The organism is Acinetobacter sp. GQ146, assembly GCF_059758585.1.
In genome coordinates this window covers 124,581-144,643 of record NZ_JCAXDV010000007.1, presented here as the reverse complement: position 1 = coordinate 144,643, position 20,063 = coordinate 124,581, and the positions used below count along the sequence as shown (strand labels likewise).

The 20,063-nt window shown below is 41.9% G+C and carries 19 protein-coding genes; 5 read left to right on the top strand and 14 right to left on the bottom strand.

The annotated features are described in order from the left end of the window. Positions 1 to 196: 196 nt before the first annotated feature. The 7 genes from cyoE to ppsA form a co-directional block, all read right to left on the bottom strand. Positions 197 to 1,075 (bottom strand): heme o synthase, encoded by an 879-nt coding sequence (gene cyoE / locus AC6CHI_RS12350; RefSeq protein ID WP_498121586.1) that lies wholly within the window; start codon positions 1,073 to 1,075, stop codon positions 197 to 199. Between the two features lie 10 nt (positions 1,076 to 1,085). After that, positions 1,086 to 1,415: a cytochrome o ubiquinol oxidase subunit IV gene (cyoD, locus tag AC6CHI_RS12345; protein ID WP_100241763.1), complete on the bottom strand. Its 330-nt coding sequence runs from the start codon at positions 1,413 to 1,415 to the stop codon at positions 1,086 to 1,088. Next, positions 1,415 to 2,035 carry a cytochrome o ubiquinol oxidase subunit III gene (gene cyoC / locus AC6CHI_RS12340; protein ID WP_458892815.1) on the bottom strand — a complete coding sequence of 207 codons (621 nt, stop codon included), beginning with the start codon at positions 2,033 to 2,035 and terminating at the stop codon, positions 1,415 to 1,417. Before cyoC ends, cyoD begins: the two co-directional genes overlap by 1 nt. A 4-nt stretch (positions 2,036 to 2,039) precedes the next feature. Then, complete coding sequence (gene cyoB / locus AC6CHI_RS12335; protein ID WP_458892814.1) at positions 2,040 to 4,028, bottom strand: cytochrome o ubiquinol oxidase subunit I; 1,989 nt, start codon at positions 4,026 to 4,028, stop codon at positions 2,040 to 2,042. A 3-nt stretch (positions 4,029 to 4,031) separates the two neighbouring features. Further along, a complete protein-coding gene (gene cyoA, locus AC6CHI_RS12330) occupies positions 4,032 to 5,102 on the bottom strand; it encodes a ubiquinol oxidase subunit II (protein WP_498121583.1) in 1,071 nt (356 codons plus the stop codon). A gap of 301 nt (positions 5,103 to 5,403) precedes the next feature. Continuing rightward, positions 5,404 to 6,159 carry an RDD family protein gene (locus AC6CHI_RS12325; protein ID WP_498121582.1) on the bottom strand — a complete coding sequence of 252 codons (756 nt, stop codon included), beginning with the start codon at positions 6,157 to 6,159 and terminating at the stop codon, positions 5,404 to 5,406. A gap of 70 nt (positions 6,160 to 6,229) precedes the next feature. Next, positions 6,230 to 8,608: a phosphoenolpyruvate synthase gene (gene ppsA / locus AC6CHI_RS12320; RefSeq protein ID WP_458892811.1), complete on the bottom strand. Its 2,379-nt coding sequence runs from the start codon at positions 8,606 to 8,608 to the stop codon at positions 6,230 to 6,232. 155 nt (positions 8,609 to 8,763) lie between these two features. Between ppsA and ppsR the strand changes: the two genes are divergently transcribed. Further along, entirely contained in the window at positions 8,764 to 9,600 is an 837-nt protein-coding gene (ppsR, locus tag AC6CHI_RS12315) for a posphoenolpyruvate synthetase regulatory kinase/phosphorylase PpsR (RefSeq protein ID WP_498121581.1), read from the top strand. Between the two features lie 92 nt (positions 9,601 to 9,692). Here the strand turns inward: ppsR and AC6CHI_RS12310 are convergent, their stop codons facing one another. The 4 genes from AC6CHI_RS12310 to AC6CHI_RS12295 form a co-directional block, all read right to left on the bottom strand. Further along, entirely contained in the window at positions 9,693 to 10,259 is a 567-nt protein-coding gene (locus tag AC6CHI_RS12310) for a flavoprotein (RefSeq protein WP_498121579.1), read from the bottom strand. A gap of 193 nt (positions 10,260 to 10,452) precedes the next feature. Further along, on the bottom strand, positions 10,453 to 11,457 hold the full coding sequence (locus AC6CHI_RS12305; protein WP_498121577.1) for an LLM class flavin-dependent oxidoreductase: 1,005 nt from the start codon (positions 11,455 to 11,457) through the stop codon (positions 10,453 to 10,455). A 122-nt stretch (positions 11,458 to 11,579) separates the two neighbouring features. Continuing rightward, positions 11,580 to 12,089, bottom strand: coding sequence for a hypothetical protein (locus AC6CHI_RS12300; protein ID WP_498121575.1), 510 nt, complete (start codon positions 12,087 to 12,089; stop codon positions 11,580 to 11,582). A gap of 240 nt (positions 12,090 to 12,329) precedes the next feature. Continuing rightward, a complete protein-coding gene (locus tag AC6CHI_RS12295) occupies positions 12,330 to 12,761 on the bottom strand; it encodes a glycine zipper domain-containing protein (protein ID WP_458892806.1) in 432 nt (143 codons plus the stop codon). A 359-nt stretch (positions 12,762 to 13,120) separates the two neighbouring features. On the opposite strand from AC6CHI_RS12295, the gene prfA reads away from it, so the two are divergent. Both prfA and prmC read left to right on the top strand, forming a co-directional pair. After that, positions 13,121 to 14,209 (top strand): peptide chain release factor 1, encoded by a 1,089-nt coding sequence (prfA, locus tag AC6CHI_RS12290; RefSeq protein ID WP_458892805.1) that lies wholly within the window; start codon positions 13,121 to 13,123, stop codon positions 14,207 to 14,209. Further along, positions 14,209 to 15,051 (top strand): peptide chain release factor N(5)-glutamine methyltransferase, encoded by an 843-nt coding sequence (prmC, locus tag AC6CHI_RS12285; protein ID WP_498121573.1) that lies wholly within the window; start codon positions 14,209 to 14,211, stop codon positions 15,049 to 15,051. Before prfA ends, prmC begins: the two co-directional genes overlap by 1 nt. 113 nt (positions 15,052 to 15,164) lie before the next feature. Here prmC and AC6CHI_RS12280 read toward each other — a convergent pair whose 3' ends face one another. From AC6CHI_RS12280 to AC6CHI_RS12270, 3 genes are all read right to left on the bottom strand, one after another. After that, the gene (locus tag AC6CHI_RS12280) at positions 15,165 to 16,076 is read right to left on the bottom strand and encodes a bestrophin family protein (RefSeq protein WP_498121650.1); all 912 of its coding nucleotides are present in this window, start codon (positions 16,074 to 16,076) and stop codon (positions 15,165 to 15,167) included. 135 nt (positions 16,077 to 16,211) lie between these two features. Then, positions 16,212 to 16,562 carry a hypothetical protein gene (locus tag AC6CHI_RS12275; RefSeq protein ID WP_458892803.1) on the bottom strand — a complete coding sequence of 117 codons (351 nt, stop codon included), beginning with the start codon at positions 16,560 to 16,562 and terminating at the stop codon, positions 16,212 to 16,214. A gap of 175 nt (positions 16,563 to 16,737) precedes the next feature. Beyond that, positions 16,738 to 17,781, bottom strand: a complete 1,044-nt coding sequence (locus AC6CHI_RS12270) for an AraC family transcriptional regulator (RefSeq protein WP_498121571.1) — start codon at positions 17,779 to 17,781, stop codon at positions 16,738 to 16,740. 116 nt (positions 17,782 to 17,897) lie between these two features. Here AC6CHI_RS12270 and AC6CHI_RS12265 point away from each other — a divergent pair, with 116 nt between their 5' ends. Both AC6CHI_RS12265 and AC6CHI_RS12260 read left to right on the top strand, forming a co-directional pair. Then, entirely contained in the window at positions 17,898 to 18,668 is a 771-nt protein-coding gene (locus AC6CHI_RS12265) for a 3-hydroxyacyl-CoA dehydrogenase (protein ID WP_498121569.1), read from the top strand. Positions 18,669 to 18,754: 86 nt separating this feature from the next. Next, a complete protein-coding gene (locus tag AC6CHI_RS12260) occupies positions 18,755 to 19,891 on the top strand; it encodes an acyl-CoA dehydrogenase (protein ID WP_498121568.1) in 1,137 nt (378 codons plus the stop codon). The last annotated feature ends 172 nt before the right edge of the window (positions 19,892 to 20,063 follow it).

Genomic DNA, 20,063 nt, shown 5'->3' with positions numbered 1-20,063 from the left:
GTTGTGTCGCATTAGATGCGAGGTGTGAATTTTAGAGGGTTTAGCAACAAAATTCAAGCAATATCGAATTTATGCTTAGAGATAAGAAAATATGTGGATTTGATAAGATGGGGAATAGATATGAACTTACGGAAAGTTACTTACTTTGTATGGAAAGTAGACCAGCTTTAAAAGATAGAGAGGAGGTCTCTATCTTTTAAAACAGGGGTAAATGTGGGGCAGGGCTTACATAGCTAAAACTAAAACTAAAACTCAAAGCAGTAATCAGAATCACTGAATATAAGAAATAGCGTTTTGCCCAAACTTGGTCATTTTCAGCTTTAAAACCAATAATGGATAAATACACCCAATAAGCACATAAAGCATTAAAAGTGACTAAGAAGAATAAGTTTGTATAACCAAAGCAATATAAACCATTTAATACTGCTGCAAATAATAGTACGTAAATGAGGCTTTCGACCTTGGTACGTAAAATTGAACGTGCAACCGGTAAAATAGGAATACCTGCATTTTTATAGTCATCGAAACGATAAATTGCAATTCCCCAAGAATGAGGCATTTGCCATAGTGCATATGCTAAAAAAATCAGCAAGGCAGCGACATCAAATTCATTCGAAACAGCGGTATACCCAATCACAGGAGGACTAGCACCTGAGATACTGCCAATCACCGTTTGGTGAATGGTGGTACGTTTGCTCCAAAGACTATAAAACCCGACATAAACAACAAAACCAAGAACAGCGAAACCAAAAGCATAAGCATTCACAAAGAACCACAGCATGCCAAAACCTAAAAGACCCAAGACAGTTGCAAAGAGAAGTGCAACAGTTGGACTAATGGTTTTTTTAACAAGTGCACGGTTTTGCGTACGTTGCATCTTCTGGTCAATGTCTTGATCGATGACATTGTTAACTACACATCCTGATGCAACAACCAAAGTTGTAGCCAGAAGCGTAATCAGAAGTAAAAGGAAATCTACAGAACCTTGGGCGGCTAAGAAGAAGCCGCCCAAAGTGGTAACGAAGTTACCAAAGAGAATTCCTGGCTTAGTCAGGAATAAATACTTTTTCAACATGACAACCAGTTTAGAGCATCATGTTGAAGTGAAGGTAATTCATAACCCATACAGAACCGATCAAAAGAACGGCAATTGTAAGAATTGTATAAATGAATGCAATTACGTTCCAACGTTGCTCTGCAGAAGAGTTCATGTGCAAGAAGAAAATCAACTGTACAAGAACCTGAGCAACAGCAGTAATACCAATTACTGCAAGCGTTGCACCACGGCCAAAGTTTTCTGGGTTCATTGCCATATAGAATGGAACAATGGTTAATAACACAGAAACAATAAAACCGATGGTATATTGCTTCACGGTACCGTGAGCTGCATCAGAAGCATGATTATCATGACCCATTAGAGAACTCCCGCCAAATAAACTACGCTGAATACACAGATCCAAACGATGTCAAGGAAGTGCCAGAACAAGCTCAAGCAAGCAAGACGACGTGTATTCGGTAATGTCAAACCATTTTTCTTGATTTGAACCATTAACACGATCATCCATACCAAACCTGAAGTTACGTGAATACCGTGCGTACCAACTAAAGTAAAGAACGCAGATAAGAACGCACTTGTGCTTGGACCATGACCAGCGTGTACAAGGTGATTAAACTCGTACAGTTCCATGCCAATGAAGGCAGCACCAAATACCCAAGTAATAGCTAACCAAAATAATACTTGGCTAACATTCTTTTTGTATGATGCAAGAACAGCAAAACCAAAAGTCACAGAAGAAATCAAGAGAGCAAAAGTTTCTGTTAATACGAAACCTAAAGACTCACTGAAAAGATCTTTTGCACTTGGCGTACCTGGTGGAACGTGACCACTTAATACAACGAAAGCAATGAAGAGTGTACCGAATAGGATCAAGTCACTCATCAAGTATGACCAGAAACCAAAGACAGTGATGTCTGTATCATCGTGATGATGATGTTCATCGTGTCCGTGGTTATCGTGATGAAGTACTTCAGCCATTGTCCTAGTCCTTCTTCAAGTGTTTTTCAAGAATCGCATAGCGTTCGTTTTCAATGCGCTCAACTTCAGCAGCTGGAACATAGTAATCAACTTCCTTAGTGAAAGAGCTTACGATGAAGCTGATGATTGCAGCAACAAAGCTTACGACAACTAACCACCAAATGTGCCAGATTAAACCGAAGCCCATAACAGTGATGAACATTGCGATTACAAAGCCAGCAGCACGGTTTGTCGGCATATGAATATCTTCATAAGACGTTGGACGTGCATAAGCAACACCATTCTCTTTGTCATTCCAGAAAGTATCGATACCGCTGATTTTTGGAAGGTGAGCAAAGTTATAGAACGGAGCAGGTGAAGACGTAGACCATTCAAGTACACGACCATCCCATGGATCGCCTGTAAGGTCCATGTTGTCATGACGTTGTAAGAAACCAACGATGATTTGCATTAAGAAACATGCAATACCAATTGCGATTAATACAGCACCAAACAATGCGATTGTGATGTACGGATCCCATTCTGGGTTGTCATATGTATTCAAACGACGAGTCATACCCATGAAACCAAGGATATAAAGCGGCATGAATGCAAAGTAGAAACCGAAGAACCAGAACCAGAATGCTGCTTTACCCCAAGCTTCATTTAGCTTCCAGCCAAACATTTTTGGCCAGTAGAAAATGATACCCGCAAACATTGCGAATACTACACCACCAATAATTACGTTATGGAAGTGAGCGATAAGGAATAAAGAGTTGTGTACAAGGAAGTCCGCAGGTGGAACCGCCATTAATACACCAGTCAAACCACCGATACCGAAAGTCACAAGGAAGCCAAGTGTCCATAGCATTGGAGTCGTGTACGTAATGCGACCTTTGTACATGGTGAATAACCAAGAGAAGATTTTCACACCAGTCGGGATCGCAATAACCATAGTCATGATACCGAAGAACGCGTTAACGTTGGCACCTGCACCCATGGTAAAGAAGTGGTGAAGCCATACAACGAATGACAATACTGTGATTGCGACTGTTGCATACACCATTGATTTGTAGCCGAACAACGTTTTGCGAGCAAAAGTTGATACAACTTCTGAGTAAATACCAAATGCTGGTAATACCAAGATATATACTTCTGGGTGACCCCAAGTCCAAATCAAGTTTACGTAAAGCATTGGGCTACCGCCAAGCTCATTGGTAAAGAAGTGGAAACCGAAGTAACGATCTAGCGACAACATTGCAATTGTAGCTGTTAACACTGGGAACGCAGCAATAATCAGAACCGCTGTACAAAGTGCAGTCCAAGTGAAAATTGGCATATCCATAAGTTTCATGCCAGGCGCACGCATTTTGATGATGGTAACAAAGAAGTTAACACCCGTTAAAAGCGTACCAAGACCTGAAACCTGAAGTGCCCAGATATAGTAGTCAACACCAACACCAGGAGAGTATTCAATGCCAGAAAGAGGAGGGTAAGCCATCCAACCTGTAGCAGCGAATTCACCTAAAGCAAGTGAAACCATCATTAAGCCTGCAGCACCAGCAAATAACCAGAAACTGAGTGAGTTTAATAATGGGAAGGCAACGTCACGAGCACCAATCTGTAAAGGTACAGAGATGTTCATTAAGCCTACAACAAGACCCATCGCTACGAAGAAGATCATGATTACACCGTGTGCGGTGAAGATCTGGTCATAGTGTTCTGGGTGTAAATAACCTTCACCGCCACCACGAGCGAGGAAAAGTTGTAAACGCATCATGATCGCATCTGCGAAGCCACGAAGTAACATGACTACAGATACCAAGATGTACATGATACCAATTTTTTTATGGTCTACCGATGTGAACCATTCGTTCCACAGGTAGCCCCATTTTTTGAAGTAGGTGATACCTGCTACAGCAACGATACCGCCTAAAATCATTAGTGCGACCGTTACCAACACGATAGGATCGTGTGGAATCGAGTCTGGACCTAACTTACCTAAGAAGCTCATGTCTTATTCCCCTACAGCCGATGAAGCAGTTTCAACTGCGGCATGTGCGTCAGCAGCAGCCCCGTGAGCACCCGCAGTAGCTGAATGATCAGCACCGTGATAGTTACTCATGTATTTGTTGATCACTGATTCAAATAAGCCTTTCTCTACAGAAGAGTAGTAAGTCACTGGATGTGGCTTAGTTGGATAAGGCTTCATAGCTTCAGCAGCAGCCTTTTCTTCTGGAGTTGTCGCTTTAGCGATAAGAACTTCGATCTGATGATGCGAACGGTTGCCATCACGCAAGGTTGCAAATTCAGCTTGGTCTAAAATACCTTTTTGAATTGCTTCAGGGTTAATAGAAGTACCGTTGCCTGCTTTCACAGCTGCTACCCAGTCAGCAAACTGAGCTTCAGTCACAGAGTGCGCACGGAAACGCATTTGCGAGAAGCCATAACCTGAATAGTTAGAAGAGAAACCGCGGTAGCCTTCGGCTGGGCTAGTTTCATCTGCTAATAAGTGCAGGTGAGTTTGCATACCAGCCATGGTATAAATCTGGCCAGAAAGTGCAGGAATGAAGAACGAGTTCATTGTGAAGTTAGACGTTAAACGCAAGTTCACCGGAGTTTTCTCTGGGAAGCGAATTTCGTTAACAGTCGCAATGTTTTGCTCTGGATAAATAAAGATCCATTTGAATTGTTCAGCAATAACTTGAACAGTTACAGGTGCTTTATCAGATTCGATTGGGCGGTACGGGTCATACTTGTGTGAACCCCACCAAGTTAACCAAGCTAGAATACCAATAATAATAACAGGAACACCCCATACTACAATTTCAATTGCAGTTGAATGTGCCCATGTAGGTTTATAGTCTGCATCTTTATTCGACGAGCGATATTTCCAACCAAACCATAATGCCATTAAGATCGAAGGAATAACGACCAATAACATTAAATAGATCGCAGTCATCATCAAGTCACTTTGACCTTGTGCAACTGGACCTTTAGAGTTTAGAAGTACCATATCACCACCACACCCAGTTAAGAGTGCAGCAATCGTTGATAAAGACAATACAGCTAAAATCGTTTGTCTCATTTTACAACCTCGGTGAAGAGTCCCATTCCCTATATAATATGGGATAGCGATTAAAGTGCCGCATGTTTGAGAATTTTGATTTTTTACGCAAAAAAACTTCTCAAGCATCTGGCACCGCTACGTTGTAGGGCATTATGCCTGATATCGTTAAACTAAGCTATATATAAAGTTGCTTTAAATGACTGTTATAAAACCTGATTTTGAAGGTCGGAATTCTAAGTTTTTACTTTTTTTTTATTGAAATATCAAACTTATGTATGAAAAAAGGGATGAAGCGTTCATCCCTTGTTTTTGGTCTCTACTATTGTTTTACCACAATGGTTTTTGCGAGTTTATCGTGCAATGTTTGGCGTTTTTTTCCAAATGCGAATAAATAATCTGCAATTGTAATAAAGGGCATGAACAACATATTTAATATAATGAAGACAATGCTGCGAAGCAGGAAGATACGAGTCAAGTTTACTTTTTCGCCATTGTCTGCATCGACAATTTTAATACGGGTTAACTTTTTGCCAATGCTCTGCCCTGATTTTGCTAAAAAGAAGGCCTGAATGGCAAGCATAATAATGATGTATGCAAACATGGTCTGCCAAGCTTCTAGCGGGATCAGTGCAAAAAGTTGTTGCTGTAATTGCATGGCTTGAGTGGATGAGTCTGCGGTTTGCATTTTTTCTTGAATGCTTGCAAGTTCATTAACTTGATCAGCATTCAGGAAAAAAGAAGGAATTGCCGCAGCAGGCAACCAAAGTAGTAAGTCAATAACTTTAGCTAAGCCACGAATATTGACTGAAGCCAGTTCTGGATTCGCTGTTTTGGTTTCTACTTTAATTTGGCTAATGGTAGGGTTAGATAACGGAGCATGAGTAGGAGCTACATAGCCAGTCGGCATGTATACAAGTTTCCCTTGGGTTAATTCACCTAAAGCTTTCCATTCGGTCATACCTTCATGCCAAGCCAAATCGGTTAGTAAAACTTGTTGGCTGGCAAGCATTTGATTCAACTGTTCTAAAGTATATGGACCAGCTTGTTGATTATTACGTGCCAAGTAAATTTGCATAAAAATAATATCTCAAAAAAGGTAAGAGAAAAAAAGACCCAACTAATGGGTCTTTTTTTAACATGTTTTCTTAAGCTTGTTGAGCTTTTTCTTCTGCAAGGAAGAACCAAGTGTCTAAAACTGAATCTGGATTAAGTGAAACAGACTCGATACCTTGCTCCATGAGCCATTTTGCTAGGTCTGGATGGTCTGATGGTCCTTGACCACAGATACCCACATATTTACCCGCTTTGCGGCATGCATGAATTGCCATAGAAAGTAATGCTTTAACCGCAGCATCACGCTCATCAAACAGGTGAGAAACAATACCTGAGTCACGGTCTAGACCTAAAGTTAACTGAGTTAAGTCATTAGAACCGATTGAGAAACCATCAAAATGTTCAAGGAATTGTTCAGCTAACAAAGCGTTAGTTGGTAATTCACACATCATGATGACTTTCAGGCCATTTTCACCACGCTTAAGACCGTTTTGTCCAAGTAATTCAATAACGCGTTTCGCTTCAGCGACAGTACGTACAAACGGAATCATAATTTGGACGTTGGTTAAGCCCATTTCATCACGAACTTTTTTCAATGCACGGCATTCTAATTCGAAGCAGTCACGGAAGTTTTCAGATACGTAACGGCTTGCGCCGCGGAAACCTAACATCGGGTTTTCTTCTTCTGGCTCGTAAAGCTTACCGCCAATCAAGTTTGCATATTCGTTTGATTTGAAGTCAGACATACGCACAATAACTGGTTTGTCTGCAAATGCAGCAGCAAGAGTTGAAATACCCTCAACTAACTTCTCAACGTAGAACTCAATAGGGGAAGCATAGCCAGAGGTACGTGCAAGAACTGCAGCACGCGTCTCACGCGGTAAACTATCAATGTTCAATAATGCTTTAGGGTGTACACCAATCATACGGTTGATGATGAACTCTAAACGTGCAAGACCAATACCTTCATTTGGAATTTGAGCAAAGTCAAATGCACGGTCAGGGTTACCTACGTTCATCATGATTTTGAACGGAAGTTTTGGCATAGAGTTAATTGAATTGCGTTGAATTTCGAAATCTAACGCACCTTCATAGATAAAGCCAGTATCACCTTCTGCACAAGAAACTGTCACTTCTTGACCATCAGTTAATACTTCAGTTGCATTGCCACAACCCACAATTGCCGGAACACCAAGCTCACGTGCAATAATTGCAGCATGGCAAGTACGGCCACCGCGGTTAGTCACAATCGCTGCAGCACGCTTCATAACTGGTTCCCAATCCGGGTCAGTCATGTCTGAAACAAGTACGTCGCCTTCTTGTACTTTGTCCATTTCTTTAATAGACGTAACAATACGAACTTTACCTGAGCCAATACGTTGACCAATTGAACGGCCTTCGCACACAACAGTGCCTTTTTGCTTGAGCAAGTAGCGTTCCATTGTGCCGACATTTTCACGGCTTTTTACAGTTTCAGGACGCGCTTGAACGATGTAGATTTGACCGTCGTCACCATCTTTCGCCCATTCAATATCCATTGGTGCTTGGTAATGTTCTTCAATAATAAGCGCTTGTTTAGCTAATTCTTGAAGCTCGTGGTCATTTAATGCAAATTGTTGGCGTTCAGTTTTTTCAACGTCTACAACAACAACAGATTTACCTGCAGCGCCTTCTTCACCATAAATCATTTTTTGGTGTTTAGAACCAAGGTTACGACGTAAGATCGCGTGTTTGCCAGCTTTAAGTAATGGCTTAGAAATATAGAATTCGTCAGGGTTTACTGCACCTTGAACGACCATTTCACCTAAACCGTAAGAAGCAGTAATAAATACAGCGTCACGGAAGCCTGATTCTGTATCTAGCGTAAACATTACACCTGCCGCACCCGTTTCAGAGCGAACCATACGTTGAATACCCGCAGATAATGCAACGATGTCATGGGCAAAGTTTTGGTGTACACGGTAAGCAATTGCGCGGTCATTATAAAGTGAAGCAAATACTTCCTTGATAGCGATCAATACATTGTCGATGCCGCGAATATTGAGGAAGGTTTCCTGTTGCCCTGCAAAAGAAGCATCTGGTAAATCTTCTGCTGTCGCAGATGAGCGAACGGCAACCGCGATATCAGGGTTGCCGTTTGAAAGAGTAGCGAAAGCGTCGCGAACTTCTTTTTCCAATTCCGCTGTGAGCGGGGTATCTACGATCCATTTACGGATTTTTGCACCAGTTTCAGCAAGTGCAATTACATCATCAACATTTAATGCTGCAAGTTCCGCGTTAATTTTAGCGTTAAGGCCACTTTGCTCGAGAAATTCACGATATGCAGCAGCTGTAGTAGCAAAGCCCCCAGGTACTGATACACCTGCATTTGCTAGGTGGCTAATCATCTCGCCTAGAGATGAGTTTTTTCCACCCACGAGCTCAACGTCGTGTTTCCCTAATTTTTCTAGACCAATTACGCGCGCTTCCAAAGTTGTTACTCCACTTTTGCAGTATTAATCACTATCTTGGCATGAATTTAAGACAAATCTACTCAGTATTTTAATTTTACCAAGCGACAGTCATGTAAGATCAGTTTACTATAATGATTATATAGCACTTAGACAAATATTCGAGGGGAATTTTAATGTCAGAAGGTAAACAAATAAAGCGAAGTGTGTTTTTTATCTCGGATGGAACTGCGATTACAGCAGAAACTTTGGGACACTCTTTGCTGGCTCAGTTTCCAAATGTAGATTTTGACATTCACATTATTCCTTATATTAGCTCTGAAGAAGCTGCAATGAATGTAGTTGCTGAAATTAATCAACGTGCTGAACGGGATGGTCAACAGCCTTTGGTATTTGATACTTTAGTCGACCCTTATGTGCGTGACATTATTAATACCGCCAATGCGGTGAACTTAGATGTATTTGAAGGCTTAATTAGCAAGCTGTCTGAAGTGCTGGGTACACCACCTACGACATTGGTCGGACAGACGCATGCCGTTACTGATTCTGAGTCCTATAAGGCGCGTATTGATGCAGTACATTTTGCCTTAGACAATGATGATGGTGCGCGTACACGTCATTATGACAAAGCAGATTTAATTTTGATTGGTGTGTCGCGTTCAGGTAAAACACCGACCTCGATTTATTTGTCATTACAATTCGGTATTCGGGTTGCGAACTATCCACTCACTGAAGAGGATTTGGATGACAACCGATTACCTACAGTGCTTAAAGCGCATAAGCATAAGCTGTTTGGTTTAATGATTGATGCTGAACGTTTGGTGGCAATTCGTTCGGAGCGTAAAGCCAATAGTCGTTATGCCAGTTTTAGCCAGTGCCAAATGGAATTACGTGCGATTGAAGGAATTTATATTTCTGAAGGGATTAAATATCTGAATGTTTCAGAAATGTCGATTGAGGAAATTTCTACGCGGGTATTACAAATGACTGGATTAAAGCGTCGTATTGGATAATTCAAAGAAGATAATGTAATAAGGTAAAAAAGAAAACACTCAATGAGATGCGTCTGATTGAGTGTTTTTTTTGAATTATATTCACAGAAAAATTAATCGTCAGTCCACATGCGGATAATCAGATCTACGCGATAAATCGAGCCATCTACACACTCAATACTATCTTGTGTGATCTTTTTAATGGGCCAAGTGATTAACTGGCAGTTGCTTTGCTGTAGCGCGTAATAATAATCATCCGATTTCAGGAACTGTTTTTTGTCACTGGCCAGATTGGGCATCAGTTGCCGTTTGAGCCATGTGTCTTGAATTTGGGTATCTAAAAAGCGCAGTGCCAATATACTTTTGACTCTTGTATTGATTTGACGTTTGTTCCGAATCAGCAAAGGATGCTGCACATTTCGATGAAATTTCTGTTCATTTTGTGGCAGTACAAAGCTTGGCTGAATTTGAAAAACTTGGACTAAATGAGCCTGTTGTCTTATTTTTTCCAGTTTTGAAGCGATATGTTGATCTAGACCAATAATTGCAATGTTTTGCATTGCGCAAATATTCAGCTCAAGTTGTTGGGATGAAATAATATGACCATGAAAGGCCGCATAGTCTTGAGTACGATTTTGAAAAATATAGCTGCTTATGTTCAGCCTATTGGAAGATCGCATGATTGTTCCTTAATCATTTTTATTGTCAGGATTTTGTCAGTATATGGTTGGCTTAAATTGAATCGGAATTTGTCTAAGGCGTAAAGTTGATTCAGCTACTCGAGAGTCATCTTATTTTTTTCAATTGGGTGGAGGTAATTTAAGTTTGCGCCAAAATACGTGAGGTACTTTGACGCTTGCAACTAAGGATGGTTTATCCGTTATTTTTGATTTGCATTAAATAGCTGAAATTGTCTAAGCGTTTTTCTGTGTCGTAAATATCACAGGTAAAGATAAATTCATCGACTTCATAGGTTTTCAGTAAATCTTCTAGACCATGTCTTACGGTTTCAGCAGATCCAATTTGAGCCAGAGCAAAGAAATTATTCACCGACATCTTTTCTACAGGCGACCACAGCTCTTGCATACTGGTTACGGGTGCTTTTAATTTTAAACTTTGACCGCGCATTAATGCCAATACTCGTTGAAAAGCACTGGTTGCTAGATATTGTGCTTCTTCATCAGTCTCTGCGATGACCGTAGGAACACCCATTGAGACATAAGGTTTTTCCAAGTACTCGGATGGCTGGAAGTTATCTCGATACAGTTGAATCGCTTGGCCAAGCATTCTTGGTGCAAAGTGTGAGGCAAAAGAATAGGGAAGACCTAAGCGTGCAGCCAATTGTGCGCTAAATAAACTTGAACCTAAAAGCCATACTGGAACATGTGTTGATTGTCCTGGTGTGGCGACAATTTTCTGCTGTGGTTCTGGTGCTTTGAAGTATTGCAAAATTTCAGCAACATCTTGAGGAAATTGGTCCTCAGTTTCTTGGCGACCTCGACGTAAGGCACGCATGGTGACTTGGTCTGTTCCTGGCGCACGTCCTAAGCCTAGTTCAATGCGCTCAGGGTAGAGTGTTGCCAATGTACCAAATTGTTCTGCCACAACCAAAGGGGCATGATTGGGTAGCATAATGCCGCCTGAACCGACTTTAAGTGTTTGCGTGTTGGCCAGTATGTATCCTAACAGCACAGCGGTGGCTGAACTGGCAATGCCATCCATATTGTGATGCTCAGCCAACCAAAACCGTTCAAAACCTAGTTTTTCTGCATGCTGAGCCAATTCGAGTGCGTGATGGAGTGAAAAGGCAATGGTTTTATCATCACGGACTGGAGCAAGCTCCAGAATGGAAAATTTAGTTTCTTGAAGTGTTTTCATTAACTGAACTCAAAAATCATATATCGAAATAATACGATATAAGTTGAGCTTTGTATATCGTTAATATTCGATATATTGGCATCAGTGAAAAGAAAAGCATCCGAAGATGCTCTCATACAGGATTAATCATCCCAACGTTTTTTCTTGTAATGACCCAGATGACGGCCATTATCATGGCGGTAATTGCGATCATTATAACGTGCATTACTGTAGCGGTAATTACGATCAGAACGGTAACCGCGATTATCATAACGCTCATCATCACGACGATCTTCTGAAACTTTACGACCCAGTGCTGAACCACCTGCTGCACCGACAGCTGCACCGATGTAACCACCATTGGTTCCTGCCATGTTTTTACCCACGGTATAACCGCCAGCACCACCTAAGCCCCCACCGATTGCGGCTGCAGTTCTATTGTGTCGGTCACTTGCCGCTGCTGCACCGCCAGCACCACCGACAGCAGCACCAATCATTGCACCCGTTGTGCCGCCAAGTTGTTTACCAATAGCGGTACCCGCCACACTGCCTAAAGCTGAGGTCGCTGCTACACGAGTACCATTGTCCGCATGTGCGGTTCCAATTAAGGTAGTTGCGATACACGTGGCATAAATAAAATGATTTAATTTCATGACAAACTCCATTCTTGATTTCGTTTTGTGCTTAAGGCTTATTTAAAACAATTGCAGTGACTGAAAACGCAAGACTGTGTGTTGATGAATGATGATTGTGTAATGACTTTGTATGTTGTCTTCATTAATTATTCATCATTAAAAGTAGGAGAGTCTTACCGAATTTTGGTTACGGCCGTCTGTGAGATCAGCACAAAACAAGCACCTTAAGGTGCTTGAATTGATTGATGCTTTGCAGCATTAATGGTAATGACGGTGGCGTTTTTTCCATTTGCGAGAAGATTTGGCTTTTTCTTCAGCTTTATCTTTGGAAATTTTATTACCTAATGCGGCACCACCTGCGGCACCAAGAGCTGAACCGATATAGCCACCACTTGTACCCCCCATGCTTTTACCGACGGTATAGCCTGTACCACCGCCTAAAGCACCACCAATTGCTGATTCTGTACGGTTACGTTTATCGCTTGCAACAGCCGCACCACCTGCACCACCGAGTGCTGCACCAATGGTTGCACCTGTGTTTCCACCCATGCTTTTACCTACAGCTGTACCTGCAACACTGCCGAGTGCACTTGCCGCGGCAACGCGTGTAGTGCTGTCTGCATGTGCGTTGATGGTCATCATTGATGAGGCAGCCAATGCCGTACTTAATAAAACAACATTTAGTTTCATGGTGTTCTCCATGTCCAAACTACGGACGTAATATATTTTTGATGCGGCAAATGTAACAAAAGGCATCTTCGCAAATATGGAGAGCAGCACTGAATGTTGTGCGGTTCGGTGAGTGCTTTGTATAAGTTTGATTAAAATTGGCGATTTAATGAGTTATTTTGCGCTGAGTGGTTATTCTGTAACCACTATTGTTTCTACACTTTATGGATTCTCGAGTGTGCCAGTTGAAAATGATTGTGAGCTGATTTGGCATCTATAATAAAGATGTCTTTTCAATAGCGGAATCGGTAAACTATGCGCAATTTTGAAATTGTGCAGCCTGATTTGGGACTGCTTTAGCTATTGAGATTGATTAAACAATGAAAGAATCGTTGCGCTTACGATTAGATCAACTTTCTGACCGTCATGAAGAATTAACAGCTTTGTTGGCTGATATTGAAGTTATTTCAGATAACAAACGTTTTCGTCAATTATCACGTGAACATAATGATTTAACTGAAATTACAGAAGTGTGGGCGAAATATAAACAGGCAGAGGAAGATATTGAAACTGCTGAAGCGATGTTGTCTGACCCAGACTTTAAAGAAATGGCACAAGAAGAGATTAAGGAAAACAAATCGATTATTGAGCAGCTTGAGGCTGATTTAAATATTCTGATGATTCCGAAAGATCCAAATGATGCAAACTCCGCTTATTTGGAAATCCGTGCCGGAACAGGTGGTGATGAGGCGGCAATTTTCTCGGGTGATTTATTCCGGATGTATAGTAAATACGCCGAGTCACAGGGCTGGCGCATTGAAATCCTCTCTGAAAATGAGGGAGAGCATGGCGGCTTTAAAGAAGTAATCTGTTTAGTCAATGGTGAAGGCGTTTATGGTCGCTTGAAATTCGAGAGTGGTGCGCATCGTGTTCAACGCGTACCTGCAACTGAATCTCAAGGTCGTGTGCATACCTCCGCTTGTACTGTCGCAATTTTGCCAGAAATTGATGTGGATACGACCGTAGACATTAATCCATCAGATTTGCGTATTGATACTTATCGTGCATCGGGTGCGGGTGGTCAGCACGTCAACAAAACCGATTCTGCTGTACGTATTACGCATATTCCAACAGGCACAGTGGTTGAATGTCAGGAAGAGCGTTCACAGCATAAGAACAAGGCTAAAGCGATGGCGTTACTGGCTTCACGTTTAGAAAATGCTAAACGTGCCGCAGCAGATGCCGCGACTTCAGAAATGCGTCGTGACTTGGTTGGTTCTGGTGATCGTTCTGAGCGGATTCGTACCTATAACTATCCTCAAGGACGTATGACGGATCACCGTATTAACTTAACTTTATATAAGTTGGATGCTGTAATGGAAGGGGATTTAACGGAATTACTCGACAGTCTGCATCGTGAATATCAAGCTGATCAATTGGCGTTGCTTGCACAGCAGAATGGTGGTTAATGAATATTGCTGAGGCGTTGGCGGTTCGTGGTGAAGTTGATAGCTACGAACGTCAGGAGAATGCATGGTTACTTGAGCATTTGCTTAAGATGTCAGCTTTAGAATTACGCTTTCGTTTGAATCAGGAGTTACTGGTCGAACAAGAGCAGGCTTATCTTGAGGGTTTGAAGCGCATTGAAAATGGTGAGCCGCTGGCTTATGTCTTAGGTTCTCAGCCATTTTGGACACTCGATCTGAAAGTGACACCCGATACCTTAGTGCCCCGTCCTGACACCGAAATTTTGGTGGAAACTTGTTTGAATCTAGATCTGCCTGCACATGCTACAGTGATTGACTTAGGCACAGGCACGGGTGCAATCGCCTTGTCTTTGGCGAGTGAACGACCACTTTGGTCAGTCATAGCAACGGATATTTACCCACCTACTTTAGCTGTGGCACAAGAAAATGCTATAGCGCATGGCTTGGAGCATGTGCAGTTTGCATATGGCGCTTGGTATGCGGCGTTGTCCTCTTGTGCAGATAAACGCTTTAATTTAATTGTGTCTAATCCACCTTATATTGCGGCAGATGATACACATATGGCTGCATTGGCCAGAGAACCAGAACGTGCTTTGGTTGCTGCACAGCAAGGTTTAGCAGATATTGACGTGATTATTCGCGAAGGTAAAGATTGGTTGCTGCCTCAAGGTTGGATCGCCCTTGAGCATGGTTATGAGCAAGCCTGTGCTGTTCAGCAAATATTTACCGATGCAGGATTTAGCCATATTCGTACCATTAAGGACTATGGCGGCAATGATCGCGTGACCTTGGCTCAACTGCTTGAGTCATCAGGCAAGTTTTAACAGGTCTTGCATTGACCCTTGAACGAATCATAAAAAAAGCACAACTTTTAGGTTGTGCTTTTTTTATTTAGGCGGACTTGTCACCCTAAAAATGCTGCCAATTTGCCTTGAGATTAGGTTAAGTTGCTTTTCACTAGTTGGATGACAGGTGGGAGTTCCACACCGAGGGATTCCGACATTTCACGTTCAATTAAACGGACAATTGAATCGAGTGGTAAATCATTGTCTTGTAGGCCAAATGGTTCTTCAATTTGTGCACTAAGCGCATCTAAACCTAAAAATAGGTAGGCAATCAGTCCCACTAAAATCGGGGTCCAAATTCCCAAACTGGCTTCGAGACTAAAGGGTAAAATTAGACAAAAACAATAGACGGTACGATGCAACAACACCGAATAAGAAAAGGGTAAGGGCGTGCTGAGAATACGATCACAACCAGCTTGAATATTGCCTAAATCGACAATGTGCTGATTCAGCCCGTTATAGAGAATATCTGAAATTTGTCCCTGACGAAGGGCTTGCACCAAGTCTTTTTGAATGCTTTCTAAGACAAATTGTGAAGCATTAATTTTTTGAGTTAACTGTTGAAATTGTTCAGGAGTGTAGCCGACTTTATCCCGATAAAAATCGAAATTCTGCTGTTGTGCTCTTAGGCGGTCACGGAGTAAGTGGGTAAATAGTATGACCCGATACATTAAGGTGTTACGTTGCACATCATTCAAGATATGCGTATCTCTGGAAATATGACGTGAATTGGCGATGAGCGCTCCCCAGAGTTTGCGACCTTCCCACCAACGTTCATAACAGGCATTGTTGCGGAAGCTCAAAAAAATGGAAAGAATCACGCCAAAAATGGTAAAACCAATGGCCGGCACAGCAGGGACGGTAAAAAAATGCTGGGAAGATAGATAAACCAGAACTGCCGAAATCAATACGACAATTAAAAGTGCAGGTAATACCGTAGGTAAAATTGTACCCGACCAAGCAAAAAGTAGAGTAAAGCTATTATTTTTATCCCGAACAATCATTTTCATTTACCGTTTGTAAAACAGAGACAGTGTTTCATAGGGTAATGTGGCGATGCAAGAGGTGCGTTTGGCATCCCTATTAAAAAAGACGACAGGGTTGTCGTCTTTTTTTAAACTTGAATGGTGGGATGAACATTAGACAAAATAGTCGACAGAAATGTCTGAAACTTCGACCTGAGCAAAGGCATCAATTTCTTCTGCCAAGCATAACGCGATAATTTTAGAGGCTTGAGTGAGCGACGTTGCTTGAGTCAGGTGTTCGCCTGTTTGCAACTGAGCAATCGCTTCATCACTGATATCGAGAGCCTTGGCCTTGGCCAGTGCATCTTTTTGTGCAAAAAATTGTGCAATCACATTTTGCAATTCAATCTCAGATAAGTCTAAAAGACTTTGTCCGAATAATTCATCTAATTCAGTTGCAGAGTTTAGGGAGGTTGTGAAATTTTGGACTAGATTTTGATCGAGTACATCAATCATCTTGAACATAACATTGACCTTGATATAAAGGTGATAAAACAGGAGGAGTACAGCCGAAATAAGCATGAATGCATGCTTTAAATTGATTGAAAAATATACTAAATCGCGAAAAGATGCAATGAAAGCGGATGACTGCGGAGTCGAGCAAAACTTCGCAGTCATGGCTTGAAATGATGAGACGGGTTTAGTCCTTTAAATGACGGTAAGTGCCAGGGCTGAGTCCCGTCCACTTTTTGAAGGCACGATGAAATGCACTCGGGTCATGAAAATTCAGCTCGTCACTAATGTCATGTAAGGGTTTATCGGTTTTGCTTAATAGTTCAATTGCAGTGTCGCGGCGGATATCATTTTTTAATTGTTGGTAACTACAACCTTCACTTTTTAGGCGGCGTTGAATGGTGGCTTCTGACATGTTGAGTTGTTGTGCCAAAGCATTCAGTTCAATCCATTGCGCAGGTGGAACTTGTAAAAGGTATTTGCGAATTTGGGTGCTCAGTGCATTGGGATTTTTAAAGCGAACCAGTAGATTATGTGGTGTTTGAGAGATAAAGGCATACCACGATTTTTTGTCCTGTTTAATTTTGATGTCTAAATATTCACGGTCAAATTCGACACTATTTTGCGTGGCAAGATAATGAATGTTGGAGCAGAATCGGACACGATAATCTTCATCATCTAAAGGTTTTTCACATTTGAGTTGAATTTGATTTAAAACAATGCGTTGCCCACTTAGCCAACAAATTAAGGTGTGTACCAACATGAGATAGGTGGCATAACTGAACATGCGCTTGGGCTGTTTTTTGTCGTGAATGACAATACGAGCAAGCTTGTCTTCCAGACAAAGCTCACTCTGAAAATCATCTAATATGAAATTTAAAAATTTTAGAATATCTTTGAGTGCATTTTCTAAGGTTTCACATTGCATTACTGCTTTAGAAATAAATTGATAACTCCCGCGGCGCATGGCGTGCTGATCCATGCCAAAGAATTCATCATTCATACTATTGGCCAGCTCAATCCACAGCTGCGCGTATTGTGAAATTGAGACCCGGGCTTTACTCGACAGCATTAGTTCGGGCTGAATGCCTGCTCGGTGCAGAATTTCCTGAATATTCATGCCCTGATGATGTGCCGCAAGAATGGCTTCATGTACCAGACTAATTGAAATACTGCTTTTGTCATAGGTTAATTGTTGTTCGTTCACATGCTGTTCCAAATTGCCTGACATAAAACTGTCCAAATCCATCATGAAGAATGCAATATTTGGAAATTGTACTCAAGCTTGACAGTGTTTACTCTGCAGCTAAAGTCGAGTATGAACTTGCAAAAAGATAGGACAGGGAAATGAAAATTCAAAATAAAGTATTTGTGGTTACAGGCGGTGCATCAGGTTTAGGTGCAGCAACAGTGAAATTCTTAGTCCATGCTGGTGCACGTGTTGCTTTTGTCGATATGAATCAGGAACTGGGCTATGCATTAAAACAACATTTGGGTGATAACTCAAAATTCTATCCTCTCGATGTCACCAATGAACAGGCGGTGAAATCGTTTTTTCTGAATGTGGAGCAGGATTTTGGTCAACTGAATGGCTTGGTTAATTGCGCAGGGATTGCACCTTCAGCAAAAGTTTTAGGTCGAGAAGGTTTACACGACTTAGCGCTGTTTCAGAAAGTGCTGGATGTGAATGTGACGGGCAGTTTTAACATGATTCGTTTTGCAGCAGAGTTAATGTCGAAATATGAACTGCAAAATGATGAAGAAGACCGCGGTGTGATTATTAATACCGCTTCGGTTGCTGCTTATGATGGTCAAATTGGTCAAGCCGCATATTCTGCATCTAAAGGTGCAATTGTCGCGATGACGTTACCACTGGCTCGAGAGCTGGCGCGTAATGCAATTCGAGTGATGACCATTGCCCCGGGCATTATGGAAACCCCGATGCTGAAAGGTATGCCACAAAATGTACAAGATGCTTTGGGGCAAATGGTGCCTTTCCCGCCACGTTTGGCGAAACCAGAGGAATTTGCCAGTTTAGTGGGACATATTCTGGAAAATAATTATTTAAATGGTGAAGTCATTCGTTTAGATGGTGCCATCCGTATGGCTGCCAAGTAGGTTTGATCGTTTTAAGACGCATGGCGTAAACCTAACAGCACAAATGGGAAGTGCAACCTTAAATAATCAAAGAATTGAGAATCAGCATGATATTAAATGATGACCAAAAAATGGTGCAGGATATGCTGCGCGATTTTGCCCAGACTCAACTTAAGCCGACTGCCGCAGAACGAGATAAAACAGCTCAATTTCCAGCAGCAGAGTTAAAGCAGCTGGGTGAGTTAGGCGCATTAGGAATGACCATTCCTCAAGAATGGGGTGGTGCAGGCATGGATTATGTATCACTGGTTTTGGCCTTGGAAGAAATTGCTGCGGGTGATGGAGCCATCTCGACCATTGTGAGTGTACAAAACTCTTTACCCTGTGGCATTACCTATAAATATGGAACAGAGCAGCAAAAGCAAAAATATCTGCCGAAACTCGCTTCGGGGGAATGGTTAGGTTGCTTTTGCCTGACTGAACCACAAGCAGGTTCAGATGCGGGAGCATTACTATGCCGTGCAGAACGAGATGGTGATACGTGGGTGCTAAATGGCACCAAACAATTTATTACCACGGGTAAACATGCGCAATTGGCGATTGTCTTCGCAGTGACCGATAAGCAAGCGGGTAAAAAAGGCATTTCCTGTTTCTTAGTTCCTACGGATACACCGGGTTATATTGTTTCACGCATTGAAGAAAAGATGGGGCAACACTGTTCGGATACAGCCACCATTGTGTTTGAGAACTGCCGTATACCTGCTGAAAATATACTGGGTGAGGAAGGACAGGGTTATAAAATTGCCTTGTCTAATTTGGAATCGGGGCGTATTGGTATTGCGGCTCAATCCGTCGGGATGGCACGAGCAGCCTTGGATGCAGCCTTAGAATATGCCAATCAGCGTAAAACTTTTGGGATTGAGCTGGTACAACATCAGGCGGTGGCATTTCGTTTGGCCGATATGGCGACACAAATCGAAGCGGCAAGACAACTGATCTTGCATGCTGCGAGTTTAAAAGATGCTGGGCTTCCTTGTTTGAAGGAGGCTTCTATGGCGAAATTATTTGCATCCACCATGGCTGAAAAAGTGTGTTCTGATGCGATTCAGATTCACGGGGGGTATGGCTATGTCAATGATTTCCCAGTGGAACGCATCTATCGTGATGTGCGTGTCAGTCAGATATATGAGGGTGCATCGGACATTCAGCGACTCTTGATTGCCCGAGAGATTACCCAAGTTTAAAGAAAATTGCACATTGAAAGCGTATGTTTTCAATGTGCACAAAACAGCAAACACATTGATGGATTTGGAAATTGCTGCAATGGCTAAGACATGATTAGCTTAGACCATACCACCCAATCTGAGCATGGATTGGGGAAAACAATAAAAGAGGAAAAGACAAAGCGAGAGGCTT